17 protein-coding genes are annotated in these 20,328 nt (G+C 49.2%); 6 read left to right on the forward strand and 11 right to left on the reverse strand.

The genetic code is table 11. The features are described 5' to 3' along the window. The first annotated feature begins 174 nt into the window (after positions 1-174). Both PN498_RS09340 and thiC read left to right on the forward strand, forming a co-directional pair. Entirely contained in the window at positions 175-1,671 is a 1,497-nt protein-coding gene (locus tag PN498_RS09340) for a sodium:solute symporter family transporter (RefSeq protein WP_272062527.1), read from the forward strand. 52 nt (positions 1,672-1,723) lie between these two features. Then, positions 1,724-3,115, forward strand: coding sequence for a phosphomethylpyrimidine synthase (gene thiC, locus PN498_RS09345; RefSeq protein ID WP_272062455.1), 1,392 nt, complete (start codon positions 1,724-1,726; stop codon positions 3,113-3,115). A 308-nt stretch (positions 3,116-3,423) separates the two neighbouring features. Here thiC and PN498_RS09350 read toward each other — a convergent pair whose 3' ends face one another. Beyond that, on the reverse strand, positions 3,424-3,858 hold the full coding sequence (locus tag PN498_RS09350; protein WP_272062456.1) for a hypothetical protein: 435 nt from the start codon (positions 3,856-3,858) through the stop codon (positions 3,424-3,426). 1,006 nt (positions 3,859-4,864) lie between these two features. On the opposite strand from PN498_RS09350, the gene hepA reads away from it, so the two are divergent. Together hepA and PN498_RS09360 are read left to right on the forward strand one after the other, a co-directional pair. Beyond that, positions 4,865-6,715: a heterocyst formation ABC transporter subunit HepA gene (gene hepA, locus PN498_RS09355; protein WP_272062457.1), complete on the forward strand. Its 1,851-nt coding sequence runs from the start codon at positions 4,865-4,867 to the stop codon at positions 6,713-6,715. 49 nt (positions 6,716-6,764) lie between these two features. Further along, positions 6,765-7,469: an esterase/lipase family protein gene (locus PN498_RS09360; RefSeq protein WP_272062458.1), complete on the forward strand. Its 705-nt coding sequence runs from the start codon at positions 6,765-6,767 to the stop codon at positions 7,467-7,469. Between the two features lie 186 nt (positions 7,470-7,655). On the opposite strand, the gene PN498_RS09365 is transcribed toward PN498_RS09360, so the two are convergent. From PN498_RS09365 to PN498_RS09400, 8 genes are all read right to left on the reverse strand, one after another. Then, a complete protein-coding gene (locus PN498_RS09365) occupies positions 7,656-9,695 on the reverse strand; it encodes a hypothetical protein (protein WP_272062459.1) in 2,040 nt (679 codons plus the stop codon). A gap of 172 nt (positions 9,696-9,867) precedes the next feature. Next, a complete protein-coding gene (locus PN498_RS09370; RefSeq protein WP_272062460.1) occupies positions 9,868-10,743 on the reverse strand; it encodes a hypothetical protein in 876 nt (291 codons plus the stop codon). 373 nt (positions 10,744-11,116) lie between these two features. Further along, complete coding sequence (locus PN498_RS09375; protein ID WP_272062461.1) at positions 11,117-12,031, reverse strand: PstS family phosphate ABC transporter substrate-binding protein; 915 nt, start codon at positions 12,029-12,031, stop codon at positions 11,117-11,119. Positions 12,032-12,327: 296 nt separating this feature from the next. After that, on the reverse strand, positions 12,328-12,747 hold the full coding sequence (locus PN498_RS09380) for an ExbD/TolR family protein (RefSeq protein WP_272062462.1): 420 nt from the start codon (positions 12,745-12,747) through the stop codon (positions 12,328-12,330). A 41-nt stretch (positions 12,748-12,788) separates the two neighbouring features. Further along, positions 12,789-13,205 carry an ExbD/TolR family protein gene (locus tag PN498_RS09385; protein WP_272062463.1) on the reverse strand — a complete coding sequence of 139 codons (417 nt, stop codon included), beginning with the start codon at positions 13,203-13,205 and terminating at the stop codon, positions 12,789-12,791. Positions 13,206-13,232: 27 nt separating this feature from the next. Further along, positions 13,233-13,931, reverse strand: a complete 699-nt coding sequence (locus PN498_RS09390; RefSeq protein ID WP_272062464.1) for a MotA/TolQ/ExbB proton channel family protein — start codon at positions 13,929-13,931, stop codon at positions 13,233-13,235. 296 nt (positions 13,932-14,227) lie between these two features. Beyond that, a complete protein-coding gene (locus tag PN498_RS09395) occupies positions 14,228-14,962 on the reverse strand; it encodes a DUF4333 domain-containing protein (protein ID WP_272062465.1) in 735 nt (244 codons plus the stop codon). Positions 14,963-15,035: 73 nt separating this feature from the next. Further along, positions 15,036-15,902, reverse strand: coding sequence for an Rpn family recombination-promoting nuclease/putative transposase (locus PN498_RS09400; protein WP_272062466.1), 867 nt, complete (start codon positions 15,900-15,902; stop codon positions 15,036-15,038). Positions 15,903-16,016: 114 nt separating this feature from the next. On the opposite strand from PN498_RS09400, the gene PN498_RS09405 reads away from it, so the two are divergent. Then, complete coding sequence (locus tag PN498_RS09405; RefSeq protein WP_272062467.1) at positions 16,017-17,528, forward strand: UbiD family decarboxylase; 1,512 nt, start codon at positions 16,017-16,019, stop codon at positions 17,526-17,528. Between the two features lie 1,001 nt (positions 17,529-18,529). Beyond that, on the forward strand, positions 18,530-18,952 hold the full coding sequence (locus tag PN498_RS09410) for a pentapeptide repeat-containing protein (protein WP_334312236.1): 423 nt from the start codon (positions 18,530-18,532) through the stop codon (positions 18,950-18,952). Positions 18,953-19,043: 91 nt separating this feature from the next. On the opposite strand, the gene rbsK is transcribed toward PN498_RS09410, so the two are convergent. Continuing rightward, a complete protein-coding gene (gene rbsK, locus PN498_RS09415; protein ID WP_272062469.1) occupies positions 19,044-19,970 on the reverse strand; it encodes a ribokinase in 927 nt (308 codons plus the stop codon). 22 nt (positions 19,971-19,992) lie between these two features. Beyond that, positions 19,993-20,271: a hypothetical protein gene (locus PN498_RS09420; RefSeq protein ID WP_272062470.1), complete on the reverse strand. Its 279-nt coding sequence runs from the start codon at positions 20,269-20,271 to the stop codon at positions 19,993-19,995. Positions 20,272-20,328: the final 57 nt, after the last annotated feature.

The following is a 20,328-nucleotide window of genomic DNA, read 5'->3' on the forward strand; positions in this document are numbered from 1 at the left end:
GACCGAAACGACGAGCGGTTGCACGATAGGCTAGAGATCAACGGTCGCTGCTGAGCAGACCGTGCTCTCTGAAAACGTGTTTCTCTCCAGTCAATTCAGATCCGCTTCATCTTGCCACCTTCCCATGAGTGCCACCTCTAGCATCTTGCGTTAAACCAGCGAGGTGCTTTGTCTATGACTCTTGGTGCGATCGCGCTAGTCGTCACGGTGCTAACTGTGGGGACTTTTTCACTAGTGGGTCTATGGCAGGCTAGCCGTAGACCGATCACGTTAGAAGACTACATGGTCAGTCGCAATCATGTAGGAACAGGAGTAGCGCTTGCCACGATAGTTGCTTCTGCTATGGGGGCCTGGATTTTGTTCAGTCCACCGGAAGTCGGTGCCAGTAGTGGCGTTGCCGGTATCGTAGGGTACTGTATCGGGCAAGCAGTCCCCTCGGCGCTGTTTGCCTTTGTGGGAACCCGCATTCGCTTTCTAATGCCACAGGGGCATTCGCTAAATGAGTATGTCCTGCATCGTTTCGGTAATGCCATGTACGGGTTGACGTTGGGCATTATCGTCTTTTACATGTTTGTTTATCTGACAGCTGAGCTGACCGCGATCGCCAAAGCGGTTGAATTGATGGCGGGTATTCCTTTAGGGCTAACCGCTTTCTTGGTGATTGCTGCTGTTTTTGCATACACCACCGTTGGCGGCTTGGGAACTACCATGTTCACCGACGCCGTTCAGTTTGCAGTGATTGTGCCACTGCTGCTGTTCAGTTTTGGCATCGCCGTGTTTGCCTTAGGTGGATGGGGTAATGCGATCGCGCCTGTTGCCCAAACCGCTCCAGAGCTGCTGACGCTGGCAAATGGCCCTGGCATTAAGTTTGGAGCCACTCTTGTGGTCGCTGTCATCGCAGCGGAGATGTTTAATCAGGCCAACTGGCAGCGGGTCTATGCCTGCAAGAACAATCTCGTTGTGCGGCGATCGTTTCTCGGTTCGTTTGTGTTTATTCTGCCAATGCTGTTTATCTCAGGGTTGTTAGGCATTCTGGCAATGCACTTCGGATTGAGTGGTGATCGCGCTTTTTTCTTGCTGATTCAAGCGCTAGCACTGCCTAGTTGGGTCACAATTGCCGTTCTCATATTAGTCCTGGCGCTGGTCATGAGCAGCCTGGATACTCTCCTCAATGGCATTGCCAGCGTTTTCACGACGGATTTGATTCGCCTCTTTCCCACAATGCAGTCTGCTGGCATCCTCAAAGCGTCTCGAATTCTGACTGTAGCGATCGGGGTACCAACGGTACTGATTGCCGCCCAGGGGTACAACGTGCTTTATCTGTTTTTACTGGCAGATTTAGTCTGTGCCGGAGCGTTGTTTCCAGTTTTGTTAGGACTCTATTCTCGGCGGTTAACAGGATCTATTGCTTTTTGGAGCACCCTCTTGGGTATCTGTGCGGGCGCACTCTTTTTCCCACGTCCTGATTTCAGCCCCTGGAATAGCCTGCCCTTGTCAGGAGACCTGCTGCTCAGTTTTGTGCTTCCCATCATTGTCTCCTCCTTGGTTTCCATGATTTGGATGCGAGTCAATGCCCAACGAGGACAAACCGTCGCATTTGACTTCAAATCTTTGAACGACAACATCCGTGCCTACGATGAACCCGCCCTATCGACAAAGGTGAGTTGCTAGCACACGGTAAATCTCAGAATTTGCTGTTTATCTATCAGAGGAATTATTGATCATGCGAACCGAATGGATTGCCAAGCGCCAAGGTCAAACAAACGTCTCTCAGATGCACTATGCTCGCCAAGGTCTGATCACTGAAGAGATGGACTATGTGGCTAAGCGGGAAAACCTCTCTGCTGAGCTAGTTCGAGAGGAAGTGGCGCGGGGACGAATGATCATTCCGGCTAACATTAACCATCCCAATTTGGAACCGATGGCGATTGGCATTGCTGCCAAGTGCAAGGTGAATGCCAACATTGGTGCATCTCCCAATTCGTCTGACATTGACGAAGAAGTTGCCAAACTCCATCTAGCGGTGAAATACGGCGCAGATACGCTAATGGATCTGTCTACCGGAGGGGGTGACCTAGATACAATTCGGACTGCAATTATCCAGAAGTCTTCTATCCCCATCGGTACGGTGCCGATTTACCAAGCGCTGGAGAGCGTTCACGGCAACATTGAAAAGCTCACTCCTGAGGACTTTTTGCACATTATCGAAAAGCACGCTCAGCAGGGGGTAGACTACATGACCATCCATGCTGGAATCCTGATTGAGCACCTACCGTTGGTACGCGATCGCATTACAGGCATTGTTTCTCGCGGTGGCGGCATTCTGGCTCGATGGATGCTGCATCATCACAAGCAGAATCCTTTATATACTCATTTTGAGGACATCATCGAGATCTTCAAACGCTACGACGTGTCCTTTAGCTTGGGGGATTCGCTGCGACCAGGCTGTCTGCATGATGCCAGTGACACTGCCCAGCTAGCCGAATTGAAAACCCTAGGACAGCTGACGCGCAAAGCTTGGGAGCACGATGTTCAGGTCATGGTGGAAGGTCCCGGACATGTGCCGATGGACCAAATTGATTTCAACGTCAAAAAGCAGATGGAGGACTGTAGCGAAGCCCCTTTCTATGTCTTGGGACCACTGGTGACTGACATCGCAGCAGGCTATGACCATATCAGTTCTGCGATCGGTGCGGCGCTGGCCGGCTGGAGTGGCGCAGCCATGCTGTGTTACGTGACGCCTAAAGAGCACTTGGGTTTACCTAATGCCGAAGATGTTCGGGCTGGACTCATCGCCTACAAAATTGCAGCCCATGCGGCTGATATTGCGCGGCATCGTCCAGGAGCTCGCGATCGTGACGATGAAATGTCTCACGCCCGGTACAACTTTGACTGGAATCGTCAGTTTGAGCTATCCCTTGATCCTGAACGGGCCAAAGAATACCACGATGAAACCCTGCCCGCCGATATCTACAAAACGGCGGAATTCTGCTCCATGTGTGGACCTAAATTCTGCCCCATGCAAACGAAGGTTGATGCTGAGGCTTTGACTGAACTTGAGAAATTCTTAGCCCAAGCCGAATCACCCAGAGACGCCCAACCCGCTCATGCTTAGCAAGGTCCAGTGGTGAATTACAGCCGTTGCCAGTTTCACTAGGACAAGACAATGAGCTCTGGTTATTGCGCTAAGCATCCGCATGATGTTTGGCGCAATAGCCTATGGCTTTATCAGCGTTCCAAATGGGGTACTTGTAGGTTAGTGTAGAACGCAGTGCAGGCCCTACCTTCTCGCAGCGTAACCCAACGTCAGCAAAGGATACGCTGGGTTTTCTGGCGGCAGATTAGAGAGCTAAATGCAGATACTTATGTATATCAGGTGATGCATAGGTGCAAGATGCCAGTTCTATGGCATAGACCCAATCTTTAACAGACCTGTCCCTGAGTGGGTTCCGAAAAAGTATCCCAACCACCAGAGCGATAGGATTGCTTGACGATCGCAGATTGAACGAGCGAAACCAATATATCGTCCGTCAAAGGCTTAACCAGGAAACCATCCAGCTGCAAAGCTTTTTCGGACGCATTCCATCTTGGGGAGGCCGAATCTGTCAACGCCACAATGGTCATAGAAGGGGATTGCGACGAATGTCTTAAGGCTTTGACCTGATTTTCAAACCAGGCGTGATTCTCGCCCACCAGGATTACCAAACAGGGGATCGCTTGCCGTGTTTGCTCGACTGCATGCTCAACGGAGGAGACAACAATAAATGGATACTGGCTAGAGATGTCCGGGAGCTCTGGCGATCGCATCTGCCGCTGTTGCTCATCCAAAACGAGTACATAGTCTTGGGAAGGTTTCATTGGTTAACCATAAGGTTGGGGATTGGTAGAAAGGAAATTGCTCACTAACACGTAGTTACGTAGAGCTATAGCGATCGCTAGTCCAACTAGAACAAGCCTGCAAGTCATCTTGTTAATGTACTAAGTATTTAAAGATACTCATTACCTCGAACAGAATGACTAGTGCTACATATCTACAATCTATGACTTGCCCCCATTTTGATAGGTGAAGCTTCTAATAGAGCAAGAAAATTCTTTTTTTTTCAGCTTTACCGTATTTAAGCATCCAACCCTAAAATCTTCTTAAATAAAACCACTGATTTTTTGGAAAAGCGATAACACTATCTGATTCTCTTAAGAAATGAATGGTGTGTTGCCATACTGTATTATTGCTGCGGCTGCTCATTTTAAATGTCGAATACGGACATTTTGGCTGCTTTTACGGCGAGATCTCAATCTTTAGGTAGTGCTATCGCATCAATTTTAATGGTCACATCAGGTTCTTTCTGTTCCGTTTAATGTTCTACTGAGAACGGACTCAATCTTCTTTTACTTTTGTTGCGATAAAGAACTTATATTTCAATTTCAATACATAATTCACACAACTTAAGAATATGATTTTACTTGAAATCATGCGGTGATCTATCATGGCGGTCGCAGTCTAGCGAAGAGCAATAAGCAGCACCTAAAGACGTAATTGCAGCGATCGCCCATCAACCTCAGCGGGAACTTGTTGTTGGTTTAGGGAGTCGATTAGATTCGGCTGAACTAGAACCACCGCCCCCGAACGTCCATGCCTTCTCCTGGGCACCCCAACTTCAGGTCTACAGCCGGCTGATTGCGCCATTATCACTGCGGGCATCAACGCCATTGACGAATGCATCTATGAAATTCAAGTCGTCAAAGGGCTGCATGGTTCCCTGCTACGTGAACCATATGTGCAAAACCTAGCCAATATAATCAATCAAACTCTAAATTAAACCTTGGATTTACTCAAAAATCCTGAGCTATGCCAACACTGCGACTTATGACAATCTACCGCTCGGTATTAAAAATCATTAGAGCTAGGTTTCAGAATTATGACTTCGTTTTGCATGAATTAGGCCATCTTAAATTATTAGCTGCTCTAGCGCTTATTTGTTCAGTCTTAGTATCGATCTTAGATGGCCTTGGCATCGGTCTGCTATTGACTTTTTTGCAAAGCCTGACCTCCCTTGAACCTGAAGGTACTCAGACCGGTATTCATTGGATTGATACTCATGTTTTGGGAGTTGATCTACCCCAAAATCAGCAGTTAATTAGAATTGCCGGTATTACCCTGTTGGTGACTTGGTTACGTGCCGGCGTTGATTTTCTGCAAGCCATGCTCACTGGAACCGTCGAAATTACGCTGCTAGATCGACTGCGACGGCGTGTCTTTGAGCAACTGTGTGCGTTCAGACTCGACTATTTTTCTGACGTTCGTTCAGGTAACTTAGTGAGTCTCCTGACGAACGATATCACCAAGTTAAAAAACTTATTTGGCTCAATTTCCTTTTTGCTCGTCAACAGTGTACGAGTCACTATTTATGGATTAATCATTATTTGGATTTCTTGGAAGTTGTCTCTAACTGCGATTGCTTTACTCAGTATTCTTTCAATTGTTATTTCAAAACTGAGAAGATATATTCGTCAATCTAGTCAAAAAATTACAATTGCCAATAGCGAGATGACCGCGAGAGGGATTGAATTTCTGTCTGGTATTCTTACTGTTCATGCCTTTGCAACTCAGCAAATCGAGAAATTACGCTTCAATCGCGCGAGTCAACAAATTGCTGATGCTGAGGTTGAAGCTCTATCCCGAGTTGCTTTACAGGGTCCTCTTTCCTTTGGGTTCGGTTCCACTATTATTCTATTTATCATTGCAATAGGCTACCTGTCTTTCGAGGTCTCCGTTGCCCAACTGCTGATGTTTGTCTACATCCTCGATAGTGTCGTTAAAACGCTCCGATATATGCACTATTTATCTGGGCAAGTTAGCTATCAACAAGGATCGCTGCACAATGTCAGGAACCTGGTATCGACCCACAATAAGCCTTACTTTGCAAATGGTCGCATCGCCTTTTCAGGCTTGAAGAATGCTTTTCAGTTCTGTTCTGTCAGCTTTGCCTACGATACCAACAGTCGTATTCTTCAGGATATCAATTTGGTGATTGAAAAAGGCAAAACAACTGCTTTGGTGGGCGCTTCTGGTTCTGGAAAATCTACGTTAGCATCGTTGCTTTGTCGTTTTTATGACCCGCAAGCAGGGCAAATTCTGGTCGATGACGTTGATTTAAGAGCCTTTGAAATCACTTCTCTACGGAATAAGATTGCCATCGTCAGTCAGGAAACCTTCATCTTTAATACGTCGGTGATCAATAACATTACCTATGGCTTAGAAGACGTCAACGACACCGACGTTTATCGCGCAGCTGAACTGGCCAATGCCATTGACTTTATTCAGAACTTACCGGAAGGATTCAATACCGTGTTGGGCGATCGCGGCGTCAAACTTTCGGGGGGACAGCGCCAGCGCATCGCGATCTCCCGTGCCCTCCTGCGTGACCCCGAAATCCTGATTCTAGACGAAGCCACCAGCGCCCTCGATTCCGTCTCAGAGCAGCTGATTCAAAAATCCCTAGAGCAGCTCTCCACCAACCGAACCGTGATTGCGATCGCCCATCGCCTCTCCACCATTACCCATGCCGACAAAATCGTTGTCCTTGAAAAAGGCCGCATCGTCGAGCAAGGCACCTATCAAGGCTTGCTAGCGCAGAAAGGCAAACTCTGGGACTATCACAAAGCCCAGTTCCTCGAAAATGCCGACACCCAGTTCAAGAAACCCGAAACGGTTTAAGGACATGACTCATACGGGATAATAATCATGTAGTCCGTGAGCGTACTTTATGCCTTTGCCGACGGTGATTATTCCGGGATATCTTGCTGGGGCAGCGCCCTATCGTTCTTTGGCGGCGGACCTAAATCAGCGGGGGATCTGGACAAAGACGGTGCCGTTGACGCAGGCAAGCTGGTTGCCGACCATTGGAGGGCGATCAGTGCAGCCTATTTTGGCGGCGATCGCTCAAACCGTCAACGAAGCAACATCCACAACGGGGTGCGATCGCGTCAATCTGGTGGGCCATTCAGCAGGCGGGTGGATTGCCCGCATCTATTTGGGTGATGTTCCCTACGCAGTCCACAAAGCGGATCAAACTCGGCAAAATACTTGGTCGGGGTATAAGCAGGTGGAAACGCTGCTGACGTTGGGCACCCCCCACGTTAGTCAAGAACGCTGGACTCGTCGCAACTTAGATTTTGTTAATCAAACCTATCCGGGTGTTCACCACGATACGGTCAACTACATCTGTATTGCAGGGAAGGCCGTTTTTGGTCGGCGCTGGCGCACTTGGTTTACATACAACAGCTACAAGCTCACGGTTGGTGAGGGGGCCTGCTGGGGCGATGGCATCACCCCGATCACAGCAGCCCATCTTCCCGATGCCAAGAATATTACTCTGGAAGGGGTATACCATTCTCCGAAGCCGGGGATTGCTTGGTATGGTTCGCCTCAGGTCGTCGATCAGTGGGTGCTCTATCTTAGGAATGAATGAATTTTAAGTTCTCAGTTTTGAGTTTTGAATGATTGATTTATCAGCGAATCCAAAGCTCAAAGTTGATACTTAAATAAGTTCCCGTTCCTTACTTAGTGAATTAGAGCGATCGCTACTGCCAGCAAGGGAGTCGTTTGGAAACGCTGAAGCCCTTACTGTGCCAATATTTCTCTGCCTTCATCTGGACTACTCAAGCTCCCGAGGATCTTCCGGCCAAATCACCACTAGTGCGTTTGAGTTGCCTGCCCCAAATCCTACAATGGATGAGAAAAGTTGTGGGGTTCCCTCTACAGCCATTCTCAAGAGAGGTGCACCGCAGTATTCGCCGGCATCTGCAATTTCAGTCTGATAGAGACGTGAAAGCGTTGACGGAACGAAGTCGAAGCTTTCAGTCATCACTAGGGCATCCTTGGCCGCACTCACAGGGACAGGACCGGTTTCGGGGGTTAGATCAGCTAGAAAGCAGCTTTGGTCGATGCCAGTTGGCCAGCCATCTGCGATCGCATCAGCAGCAATTTCGGGTAGCGCATTCAGACTGCCCACGGAGTTGTTGAGCACATTGATTCTGCCAGCTTCAATCAGTTCCGCCTGCTTCTCAGGATTGAACGCAACTAGCTCAGACACAGGCACGGCATCGTCAGAGTCGCCAGAGTCAGTATCACTAACCCTGGTCCTTGAAGTATTGGAAGTCCTGGCCGAGTTGCGGTTTTGGGGCGTGGCCGGACTGGTCGCTGCGGCTACTTCGGGAGTCCGGGTCGATTGATCTGTTACGTCTTGTTCTTCTTCAGTGGCGGCTGTTTCGTTTTCCTCTGCTGGAGCATCTTCAGTGCTTTGTTCTGGACGTCTGCCGTTAGCGGCGGTCGTTGTCGGTGTTTCAAACTCGTCGGAGTCCAAAGTCTGGCAGTTGACCGCGTTGTAGTCCACTTCCACTTCAACAACATAAACTTGTGGTGTTTCAGCTTCAGGGAAGTCAACGTTTTGGACCAGCTCTAGGGAGCGATCGTCAAAATCCTGATAGCCCGTTGAGCGCAAGGGCTGAGGATCACCGACTAGGACCCCGTCTGGACCCACTACAACACCCCATTCGGCATCTTTAGGGGCGATCGGCAGGCAAATGCCCAACGGGTAGGGAACTTTCTCTTCAAGATCGTCCAGTATCTCTACAGCCACGCTACTAGCCTGCGAAGCGTCCTCTCCTTCTGTTGCCTCCGGAGCTGTCTCGGCTGCGGGAAGCTCAATATCTTCAATTTCGCTGAGGGCTTTTAACCAATTTTCGCGAGCGGTTTTAGCCTCAGCTGGTGTAGTCAGGTCAGGACCAACGTAGTCATCGAGAACAGCAAAGTATTCGTCTGGAATCTTTTCAATCGAAGGTGGCCATTCACAATCTTCAGCATCGTAGTCCACTGCAATTTCTGCGAGATAGGCTTGGGGTGCATCCGAATCAGGAAAGTCATAGCTATCAAGCAGCTTTAGGGCTTCCCGGTCAAAGTTGCGATAGCCGGTCCTCTGCACAAACTGCTTGTATTCATCAACTGTGCCGTCTGCATCCACTAAGACCAGAATCTCCGCTGCTGTAGGGTCACCGGGCAGACAAATATTGGCTTCGTAGGGCAGGTCGTCAAAATCATTGAGTGGCTGGATTTCTAGATCGGTGAAGGCGGCACCGCGATCGCTAAAACTCTCTATCCAGGACTCCCTCAGATCTGTCGCTTCAGCCTCAGCAATCTTGACGCCATTGTAGGCACCAAAAACGGCTACATACTCCTCAAATGCCTTCTCCGGGGAATCAGCAAGCGCCTGTAGCGGCGGCGCAGTAACGTTTGGCGGATCGGTATTAGGATTCTGGACAGTGTCAGCAGCGGGAGAGACCTGAGGCACTCTACCTTGAGAGCGGGAGGAACGATTGTCTGAACTGGATGCACCGGTGCGATTACCTGTCCTACTGCTACGAGTGCCACTACGATTTCCTCCAGAACGGGACGCGCCACCACTGGTCCCTGCTGCCGCATTGGCTCGGGCTTGAGTGGCGGGAGTAGTGGTTGGGTTGGTTTTAACTGTGCCTGTATTAGCAGGTGCCGCAGCCCTCGGACGAGGCCGAGGGGGATCAACCTTAGTTATGGCAATACCTGTATCTTCTGGATCAGGCGGCGGCACAAGATCATCTTCAGAAGGCGCCACCGGAGTAAACAGGACCAATCCATGCAGCCCTAGGGATGCTAAAAGCATCGGAGGCAATAAAAAATACCAAAGCGGTTTTTTCTTAGTTGGTTTAGGGGGCAGATTCATGGCAGTTTGCGATCGCAATTTTGAGTCAAATCCAGTCGCTCGTGAGCAGTTAACCGACTTTCAAGTTTCACACAGCGGAGAAGCTTTTTCTAGCTAGCGGACCTATCAGCGTTTACACACGGGGGTCCGACGTCCAAAAAATCAGGAGAATTGCCCCTGGTGGGCTGCCAGGGCCTATGCCTATGGTCGAAACATAGATTCCCGTCGTTGCTCCTCCTTCCTGGACTTCATAAAGGGGCATTCCGCAGTACTCAGCCGTTGGAACCACCGTCTGTCCAGCAAAGGTTTGAGGCAAGTCTTCACTGACTACTAAACCATAGTTACGCACTAAGTATTTCAATCGATCAGCTCTGGGGTCTAAGACGAATGAGCTCTCTTCAATAGATGAGAAAAAGCAGCTTAGTGTTTCAGGTGCCCAACCGCCTAGATAAGTTGGCGAATTGTCTCCTGTGGGATTCCAGGCATACAAGGGAAAATAGTCAGTCTGGTCAAACTCGCGATTGATGGCACCTGTTTGCCCCAGCAGAGTTTGCTGTCTAGCCAGATCAAATCCAACTGGAGCCTCTTCTTCAGGAAAACCATTCTCTTCGGGAAAGTCTTCTTCGATAAATTGCTCCTCAGGTGGCAGTTCCTCTACCTGGGTGGGGTCAGGTGGAGGGGGGACGGCATCAGGCGGAGGGGCTTGCTGCTGAGGCTGAGGCTGCTCTGGTGGTGGCTCGGCAGGTGGTTCAGGAATTTCAATGTCTGAGAGACTGAGGATATCAATCGGCTCCTCATCGTCAACTTCTTCAATCTCGTCCTCAGCCGTCTCTTCCTCCGCCACTTCTCTGGAGGGAAGCGGGACAAAGAGCAAAGCAATGTGGAGAACGATAGAAATGCCCATAAGTGGCGCAATTAGCCACTGCCAGCGCCAGGTCAACTTCTGCTTGGATGCAGATGCAGGAATATTCGATGGGTCTGCGGATTCTAAGGTCTCTAATTCAGACATTCCCTTTTCAATGGGTCACTACCAAAGTCGGATATTGGAGGACAAAATAGCGTAAGACGTTTGAAGATAGATGCCTGTCGCAGCTAGGATCCCTAAGCAATTTTGGCTCAAAGGAGACTGTTGTTAGCCTGAAATTTTCCGGCGATCGTGCCTAACCTCATCCTAAGATATGTTTCTGCCTGACAGGTACAACTATCGGCAGCATTTGAGTGCTTGCGTATCGCCAAATGACTCGCTGCCTTGTTCTCACGGAATGGACAACGGCCCCATTTTGAAACCTAAGCAGACAACTGGATCAATAGAAACCCCAGAGCAAGCTATTGCCCTGGGGTACGCTTTCAACTAGCTGTCAAAAGCTTGTGGCTATCCAAGGCTACATTGCACCAATGATCTCAAGATCATCATCGTAAGCATTTTCCTCAAGTGGAACATAACCCACTTCAGTGATGATGTCTGTATCACGAGCCGTCTCTAGGTAATACTCAACAAATGCACGAACCTGAGGCTCATCTAGAGATGCAGGGTTAACGTAGATGTATAGAGGACGAGCCAGAGAGTAGTCACCGCTCTTAGCATTTTCAGGAGTTGGCTCTACACCATCGACGGGTAGTGCACGTAGCTCATCATCGTTCTCTAGGAAATACGCTAGACCAAAGTATCCCAGAGCATTAGGGTCGCGAGAGACACCCAATACCAAGATATTGTCATCTTCACTAGCAGTGTAATCAGCGCGGCTAGCACCCTCTTCACCGTTGATTTCATCTGTAAAGAAGTCAAAGGTACCCGAGTCAGTACCAGGACCAAACAGACGGATAGGCTGGTTAGGCCAGTCAGCGTTCACCTGATTCCAGCGAGTCACTGTGCCTTCTGCCTCAGGAGCCCAGATCTTGTTGAGCTCGTCAGAGGTAATAGCAGTCAACCAGTCGTTATCTTGATCAACAACGACGGTTAAAGCATCAGTACCAACGAGTAGTTCGATTGGCTCGATGCCGTTTTCAGCACAAGCATCCAGTTCTTCTTGCTTCACAGGGCGAGAAGCATTGGAGATGTCAGTTTCGCCTGCGCAGAACTTACGAAAGCCGCCGCCAGTACCAGAAACGCCGACGGTTACGCGAGCGTCGGGGTTCTCTGCCATGAATTCCTCAGCCATCGCTTCACTGATGGGGAAGACAGTACTAGAACCATCGATCGCAATGTCCCCGGATACCTGAGCAGAAGCGGAAGTTCCCAGACCAACTGTTGCCGCGATTGCAAAAGCACCGGCAACTTTAATTCCATTAGCAAACATACAGCACACTCCGTAGAGCTATCAAAAACTCAAAGCCACCGAGTAAGGTATCGGTTCAAGATTAAAAGCGACTGCAACAAAGCCCAAGAGAAGTTTTTGAATTGGTTAAATTTGGCTTAATTTTGCTCGTCGGAACCTTCTCTTCTGAATTCCGTCATTCAGGGGTTGCCTATGATTGAGTTAATGACTTTATTCTTCAAAGTTTATTGATGGATTTAATGTCAGGTTAAATAACGGTGATAATTCTATGCGTAGCCTGCTTAAAAGTCAGAGAAAGCTGACTTTTTAATAAGGCCTTACTCGACGGCCAAAGAAACTTGGTTACCACCAATATCCCGTAAATCGGTTAAAAAGGCCGCTACTTCGTTGTAGGGCAAGTCTTTATCGGCTTTAAGAACTAACTTACCCTCTGGATTTTCTGAAAAGTAAGTCCGGATACGCTGAGTAAGCTGCTGAAAGCTAATTGTTTGATCCTCAAACAAAATTTCGCTGTCACTATTTAATCCAATAATTAGCGTCTCTTCTTCGATAGCCTGCTCCGCAGTTTCTTCGTCCGTGCCCTGGACATCATCGGGAATATCAATACCAATTAGCTGTCGTCCCGTTAAGGTCATTGAGATGATGACGAAGAACGTCAGCACCGTCATCAACACGTCCATCATGGGGACGAGGTTGACTTCAGGCACCTTGGAAGCAGGATTACGGCGAGAACGCATAGTTGAGTGGGTGACTAGGAAAGGGTAAGTGAGCGGTCTGTTCATTCTTCGATCGCCAGTGACACGCGATCACCTCCAATCTCACGCATTTCCCCTAAAAACTGCATAACTTGTTCATAGGGCAATTCGCGATCAGGCAAGAGGTAAACCACGTGATCGTCATTCCTAGTCAAGTGAGATTCCATCTGGGCTTTCAACGATTCTTTGTCGGTCGGTGTATTGTTGAGCCTAAACCCCCCATTAGCGTCCATCTCGACGATGAAAGGTTGGGTCGTAACGGGTTGGGGAGGTTGTTCTTCTTCCGGTTGGGCCGCAGGCAGCTTCATATCAATCATTTCCTCGTTGCCCAACGTCATGGTGACCACGACGAAGAAGGCTAAGACCCCCATCATGACAGTCAGCATGGGGACCAGATCAACCTGAGGTGGGGGCGTGTCTCTACTCTCTCGAAAGCGCATGATCAATGCCTGAAATAGTTCCAGTCCTTAGTATCGTTCAGCAATAAATGCTTCGGGGCGAGGCGGATCTGTTTTCTGACCGTCCAGGGCTGCTACCGCTGGTTCATACCAATATTGGCGATAGATCAGCTCAAGCTCGTTGCCTGCCTCCGAGAAGTAGTCCATCTGCTGGGCCTGAAAAGTCACCATTACTCGAAAAACCAGCAGTGCCATGATTGCTACGACCATTCCAGCCGCAGTTGTGATTAGCGCTTCCCCAATACCTGCTGCTGCTTGGGACGTATCGGTACTGCCGCCACTGCCAATATTCAAGTTGTTAAACGTCGCAATGAGACCCGTGACAGTGCCTAGCAGTCCCAATAGGGGTGCGATCGCAACAATCGTCTCTAAAATCTTGTCCCCACGCCGCATCTGAGCAAACTCTTTATCGCCCGCGTTTTCTAGCGCCAAACGAAACGTTTCGGGCGAGGGATTTTTAAGCCGCAGAGGAGCCAATAGAAAGCGACCGACAGCGGTATCTCTGGCTTGAGCCGCGATCGCTGCTGCTTCATTCAAATCTCGACGAGCTGCATCCAAAACCTGATTAACAACTTCGGTTTCTCGCTGTAATAAACGTGTCCAGAACCAAGCTCGCTCAAACCCGGTAGCAATTGTTAAGACAGAACAGCCTAGGATGGGAACCATCACCGGACCGCCTTTCGCTAAAAAATCAAATACAGTTGTCATGGGAGCCGCTTAATTTAGGCAAAAGAACAATGTCAGACTTGAGTGGATAGAAGAACCGCTTTTTTCTAAATCGCCCTGTCGCTCAGCATAGCGAAACTCTTTGCAGCGAAGATTAACAGCAGCCATCCTTGAGTTTAACGGAAGATTAAGAAGTGACTGCCCTGAATGACGCTTGTGCTCTGAGCGTAGTTCCGTGCTCTAAGGAACGGGAACTTCTTTAAGTATCAACTTTGAGCTTTGGATTCGCCGATAACTCAATCATTCAAAACTCAAAACTGAGAACTTGAAATTCATTCCTAATCATCATCTCCGGGGACTCGCGGGCGCTCAACCTGTCGAGTACCGGCTTTCTTTTCTGTGCTTTCACCACTAGCCGCCTGAGGATTACCGGTAGAAGCTGCTGCCCCAGGTGTCGGTGTGGCCTGCCCTGATGCTCCTGATGTGCTTCCAGTCGTGCCCGTTGCCGCACTGGTTGCTGCATTAGCTACGGGCGCGATCGCGTCTCGTACCTCATACCAGTTCAGATTACCTTCGGGGTCAACTTTGACCAAAAGCGCTGTAATCTCGTCCTGTTCGACGGTTACTCCGCCAACGACCTCACACTCAAACTCCTCACCTGGCTGATTTAGCCGATACATATCTCCGCAGTTGAGGGAAGCTCGCCTAGAAAATGCTTTGGCAAAGTCTTGCTCAAGGTCTTCTTCAATCTTGGCGACGTTGAGAATAACTTGAGAATTGGGCACGTCCCATTCTATGCTGCCCTGACTGTCTCTTTGCGTCACGTTGATGGTGAATTGCCCTTCAGGTCTTAGATAGCCAACACAGCGAAAATAAGCACCGGCCTGTCGATAGATGTTACGGGGGCAACGAACTTCAGAAATAGAGAGCCGTCGACTTTGACTCTCGATCTCAGCTTCAATTTCCTGCTCAACAGCGGTTGCGTTGAGACGATTGAAACAGCTTGTCAGCGTTAACAGCCCACCGGCCAAAAGAACCATACGGGAGAGAGAAGACATAGATGTTCGTTGCATTGGGTCAGGCTTTTACTATACGGATTTACTACCGAAATTAAGTAAAGACGGTGTTAAAGGTTCAAACGCTTGATCAGGCTTGCTGCTCCAGCCAGGTTCTGAGATCTGCGATGTCATTAAAATCAAACAATGCTTCTCCCAGTACTTCTAAGGTTTCCAGTGGCAACTGATTCACTTGCTCCTGTAAATCAGTCGTAAGGTTACCAACCTTACGAACCAGCAGACGCGAAACCAGTGCTTTGGCTTCTTCTTCTCGCCCCTCTTCTCGCCCCTCTTTGAGGGCCTCTTCACGAGTTTCTTGATAGACCCGAGTTTCTTTCAAATCTACAAGTCCTAACATGGCAGCAATCTCCTGGCGGGAACGACGGGGGAAGATATATACAACAATCGTTTCAATTAATTCTACAAGTCGCACTGTATCTACGTCAGCCGTTCTCGACTGCTGCACCCGGTCAATGAGGCTCTTTGCGACTACAGGTACGCTAGCTTCTGGCTCCACAATTAGCCGCAGAATACCTAACTCAAGAGATAAATCTGAAATTGCGCCTAGCTGATCGAGATAAACTACTCGCATGTATGAGGTGTCGAGCAACTCATCAAACATCTCCGCTTCCCTGATTTCCATTGCTACGGAGGGATATACAACAACGGCTCGCCATTGTTTGACCGCTGGCCGCTGCCGGAGATATAAAAACACTTCCGAAAACAGCCGTCGATAAAGCATCGCATCGCGCTGAAACTGTATTTCTACAAAATAGACAGGCGCATCAGACTGATTTGCAGGAGGTAGGAATACTCCGTCCAGTCGAAAGGCCGTCTGTTTCACTTCTATCGATTCAAAACGGTATCCCTGAGCCTCACTGGTAGGCTGACCAATGAGTTCGAAGAAGACTGAGGGGTTGGACTGAAACAGGGAGTAGAACAGCGAGTCGGTTTTCACAATAGAAAATCTTATCGAGCGATCGCATCCTACCTCAAGGAGTGCGATAGTTCCCCAAAGGGAGCCGCTCTCGTACAGAATGGAAAGTGAGAACAGCTTTACCTTTCTTAAATCATGGCGAAGGATCTGCAAAAGTTTCTAAATCTTCTGGACGAGCGCGGTCAACTACGCCGTATCAAAGCAGCTGTTGACCCCGATCTAGAGGTTGCAGAAATTGCCAATCGGCTGCTGCTGTCTGGCGGTCCCGCACTGCTATTCGAAAACGTTAAGGGTGCAAGTATGCCCTTGGCGATTAACGTTTTGGGCACTTTGGAGCGGGTGTGCTGGTCCTTTGGCATGGAGTCGCCTGAAGAACTGGAGGCGATCGGTCAAAAGCTGGCGTTGCTCTATCAACCTCGACCGCCTAAGAAGTTTTCCCAAGCGGTTGAACTAGGTAAGGCGCTATTCGATGTTGTTAAGGCAAAGCCTGACCGCGACCTATTCCCCCCTTGTCATCAAGTTGTCCTCAAGGACGATGCAGTAGATCTGAACAAACTGCCACTGCTGCGGGTCTACTCTGGCGATGCGGGCAAGGTAATCACCTTGGGGCTAATGGTGACGAAAGATCCCGAAAGTAAAATTCCCAACGTAGGGGTCTATCGCCTTCAACTCCAGTCAAAAAATACAGCGACAGTGCAGTGGCTCTCGGTGCGGGGTCCTAGTCGGCACCTGCGAAAAGCGGCTGAGCGAGGAGAGAAATTGGAAGTGGCTGTCGCGATCGGGGTGGACCCGCTGCTGATTCTCGCCGCCGCAACCCCACTGCCTATCGATCTTTCTGAATGGCTCTTTGCTGGACTCTACAGCGGCAATGGGGTCAATCTCGCAAAGTGCAAAACCGTTGACTTGGAGGTTCCTGCCCTATCGGAAATTGTGTTGGAAGGCACCATTACCCCTGGCGAGACCGATATTGACGGTCCCGCAGGTGATCACATCGGCTATTACGGTCCGCAGCGTGATAACGCGCCTCTACTGCGTTTTCACTGCATGACGCATCGCAAAAACCCCGTCTACATGACGGCCTTCAGCGGACGGCCACCCAAGGAAGATGCCATGATGGCGCTAGCGCTGAACCGTATTTACACGCCCATTTTACGAATGCAGGTTCCTGAGATTCAGGACTTTTTCCTGCCAATGGAAGGGTTGAGCTATAAGGCCGCAGTCGTTTCTATTGACAAGAGCTATCCAGGGCAGGCCCGTCGTGCTGCCTTTGCCTTTTGGACAGCCCTACCTCAATTCACTTACACCAAGTTCGTCATTGTGGTGGACAAAGCCATCAATATTCGTGATCCCCGACAAGTGATGTGGGCGGTAACCTCAAAGGTTGATCCTGCCCGCGATGTCTTCATCCTGCCTGAGAATCCCTTCGATCGCCTCGATTTTGCCACCGAAAAACCGGGTCTAGGTAGCCGTATGGGCATTGACGCCACAACCAAGGTCTATCCCGAAACGGATCGTCCTTGGAGTGATGAGTTGATCCCCGATCCCGAAACCGCTGAATTGGTCAATCGTCGTTGGGCTGAGTACGGCTTAGATGATATCGATCTGGGTGACGTGAATCCTAACCTGTTTGGCTACGACATTCATTGAGCACCTAAAGTAAAAGGCCAAGAATGATGTGATGCTTGGCAGCTTCTCACTAAAGTAGGCTTCAGAAAGCCAAGTTTGTAACTTACTAGCTTTCTGAAGCCTAAGGCCTCTTATTTCGTTTCGTGAAACCTGACACGCTTTAAGCTGAAAGTCGAGCAAATAGCATTTTCAGACGAGGCGCGTTGAATTCACGCTTAGAGGCAGATTTTTCTTGTTTGTAGCGATCGCACTGACTGAGGCGTTCTAGGAGAGCATACATGCCAGTATCCTTCTCAGCTAGCGCTGCGGGAAGGCAGTCCGTCCGCCGTCTACATGTACTACAGAGCATGGTAAGAAAACCCACTAAAAATATGGTTTCTGCAAGCTAAGAATGGCCCTTTTCGCTTGCCGTATAACTGTGCGTTGCTGAACTTAACACACAATTCAAATCAAGAAAGTCGATAATGAACATCTCGGAAACATCATTGATGAACCGATCTTTTCCAAAAGAAATGAAGTATCCAACAACAATTTCTATCTTTCGATTGAATACTCAATTAATCGACATATATCGCAAGAAACACCCATCGGTAGATCCTCTTAATACTGACTAATTAAACCGGTGGATGACCACCTTTTTTTATAAAGAAAGCAAAAAGATCATCTACCAATTGTACAAAAAATCAAAAAGTGTGATTTTTGCAACAGATACGGTTCTCTACCCCTCCTATCAGGAAGAATGTGTCACCATAGAACTGTGGTGAATGAGTATATGTTCAGGAGAACATTCACACTTTTCTGAAAAGTAGCGCGCATGACTGATGCTTTCATAGGTTCTAGACCTGCATCCTTGCCCGTTTAAGATTTGCTTTGTTTGACTGACAGCGTTTTTGTTGGGCACTTGATAACCAACAAGAGCGGGTGATGCTGAATTTGAGGACTCAGAGTTTATGAGTTCTTGCAAAAGAATTAGCGACTCCTTTGCCTTGTTGAAATAACACCGGGAGGAACATATGAAATTTATGGCTGCATTGACTGTATCAGTGCTGGTTCCGATGGCAGCATCTGTCCAAGCTGGAGCTGCGAATCCGGCTCATGTGGAGCAGTTAGAGACTACAAGGGCTTGTTATGCCTGTGATTTGTCAGGTGCAGATTTAAGCCAGATGCACTTAATTGGCGCTGATTTGCGAGAAGCTGACCTGTCAGGCGCTAATTTGATGGAAGTCAATTTGGAAGGTGCCGACTTGGCGGGGGCCAATTTAAACGGCGCAAATCTAACGGATGCATTTTTGACGAATGCTAGCTTCCGAGACGCAGATTTGACAGACGTGAACTTAACGCAGGCAAAACTCTACTTCGTTAACGTTGAAGGCGCAACGCTGAGTGATATTGACCTTACTCGTGCAGAAGTTGTGGGCACACCTATTAGCGTCGGTGGCAACTAATTGCCGACGTCCTGCGCTGAGAATAATGTGGTCATACTAGGCAACCTATGTCTCGCTTGATTATAGAAACTGTTGCTGGGCCAATGTAAGGTCACAACACGTGCTGCTGCTTGAGAAAGGTCTCAACGTGCGATCGCTGCGGCAAAGAGGGTTGTGCTCCAGCGTGTGAAACAGACAGCGCCGCAGTTGCTGTTGCCCACGTGACGGCTGCAGTTAAGGATTTTCCTGACTGCAATGCTGCTGCCAGCCCTCCGTTGAAAGCATCTCCTGCTGCAACCGTATCGACAACGGTGATTGGAAAGGCAGGGATGTGAAATATCTCTTGGGGAGTTCCACATAAAACCCCCTGTTCACCCATCTTGATTAAAACGGTCTCAGCACCCTGGTCATGGAGCTGTGCGATCGCCTCACTAGCCTGCTCCAATGTATCAACTGGGAATCCTACCAGCTGAGCCGCTTCAACTTGGTTTGGCGTTAGCACGTGGATGTAGGGATACAGTTCACTGGGATCAAATGCTTGAACGGGAGCGGGATCGACGATTACAGTAACTCCAGCAGCATGAGCCAATTGGGCAGCTTGTATAACAGCGGCCATCGGAATTTCAAATTGTAACAGCAGCAGATCAGCTTGCTTCAGCGCGACTTCGAGCTTTGAAAGGTCAGTCTTATCGACTCGACTGTTGGCTCCTGGTACGACAATGATGTGGTTTTCACCCTGATCAGATACCACGATCGCCGCCACTCCTGTGTGGGCATTGGGATCTACCTGGATTCCCTCCACTGCAACCTCATCCAAGGTCAGGGCATGGCGTAGGCGTTGACCAAAATCATCTGCCCCCACGCGACCCATCATTTGCGTAGGGACTTGCTGACGAGCGACAGCAACGGCTTGGTTTGCGCCCTTACCGCCAGGAATCGTATTAAATTGATTGCCCAAAAGGGTTTCCCCCGGCACAGGGAGGCGGGGAGACTGGACAACTAAGTCCATATTCAAACTACCGAAAACGAGAACTGTCATCAGGATACGAGTAGGTGAAGATTCATATCCCAAAAGGATTGGGGTTTTCGTCTTCTTTTGCACCGCTCCATTCCGTCGGGGGGCGGTCGCTGCTCCAGGCCCACCAGGCTGTTTCACACTCGCCGCAGTGATAGAACTCCTGCCATTTGCGACGGTGGGCCTCTGTGTAGACGGGCGATCGCCGATTGATCCAAACGGACTTAGCCTTGTTGACCGCAGCCCCACAACGAGGACAGTCAAATTGGTGCGCGTGAACTGCTGATTCCGTCCAACTGGGCGGCACGGGAGAAAAGGGATTCATAAAGCTGTAGAGCGATCGTTCTATCCCATTATGAGTTGGGGATCAAAATTACGCACT

Source organism: Oscillatoria sp. CS-180 (assembly GCF_028330965.1).
Taxonomy (GTDB): domain Bacteria; phylum Cyanobacteriota; class Cyanobacteriia; order Phormidesmidales; family Phormidesmidaceae; genus Halomicronema.

Bases quoted from the DNA above. Each gene is read 5' to 3' on its own strand.
- PN498_RS09350 (WP_272062456.1), bottom strand. From the start codon at position 3,858: ATGAAACCTTCCCAAGACTATGTACTCGTTTTGGATGAGCAACAGCGG.
- rbsK (WP_272062469.1), bottom strand. From the start codon at position 19,970: ATGACAGTTCTCGTTTTCGGTAGTTTGAATATGGACTTAGTTGTCCAG.
- PN498_RS09340 (WP_272062527.1), top strand. From the start codon at position 175: ATGACTCTTGGTGCGATCGCGCTAGTCGTCACGGTGCTAACTGTGGGG.
- PN498_RS09375 (WP_272062461.1), bottom strand. From the start codon at position 12,031: ATGTTTGCTAATGGAATTAAAGTTGCCGGTGCTTTTGCAATCGCGGCA.
- PN498_RS09390 (WP_272062464.1), bottom strand. From the start codon at position 13,931: ATGACAACTGTATTTGATTTTTTAGCGAAAGGCGGTCCGGTGATGGTT.
- PN498_RS09380 (WP_272062462.1), bottom strand. From the start codon at position 12,747: ATGCGTTCTCGCCGTAATCCTGCTTCCAAGGTGCCTGAAGTCAACCTC.
- PN498_RS09365 (WP_272062459.1), bottom strand. From the start codon at position 9,695: ATGCTTTTAGCATCCCTAGGGCTGCATGGATTGGTCCTGTTTACTCCG.
- PN498_RS09370 (WP_272062460.1), bottom strand. From the start codon at position 10,743: ATGTCTGAATTAGAGACCTTAGAATCCGCAGACCCATCGAATATTCCT.
- PN498_RS09395 (WP_272062465.1), bottom strand. From the start codon at position 14,962: ATGCAACGAACATCTATGTCTTCTCTCTCCCGTATGGTTCTTTTGGCC.
- PN498_RS09420 (WP_272062470.1), bottom strand. From the start codon at position 20,271: ATGAATCCCTTTTCTCCCGTGCCGCCCAGTTGGACGGAATCAGCAGTT.
- hepA (WP_272062457.1), top strand. From the start codon at position 4,865: ATGACAATCTACCGCTCGGTATTAAAAATCATTAGAGCTAGGTTTCAG.
- PN498_RS09360 (WP_272062458.1), top strand. From the start codon at position 6,765: ATGCCTTTGCCGACGGTGATTATTCCGGGATATCTTGCTGGGGCAGCG.
- PN498_RS09405 (WP_272062467.1), top strand. From the start codon at position 16,017: ATGGCGAAGGATCTGCAAAAGTTTCTAAATCTTCTGGACGAGCGCGGT.
- PN498_RS09410 (WP_334312236.1), top strand. From the start codon at position 18,530: ATGGCTGCATTGACTGTATCAGTGCTGGTTCCGATGGCAGCATCTGTC.
- thiC (WP_272062455.1), top strand. From the start codon at position 1,724: ATGCGAACCGAATGGATTGCCAAGCGCCAAGGTCAAACAAACGTCTCT.
- PN498_RS09385 (WP_272062463.1), bottom strand. From the start codon at position 13,205: ATGCGCTTTCGAGAGAGTAGAGACACGCCCCCACCTCAGGTTGATCTG.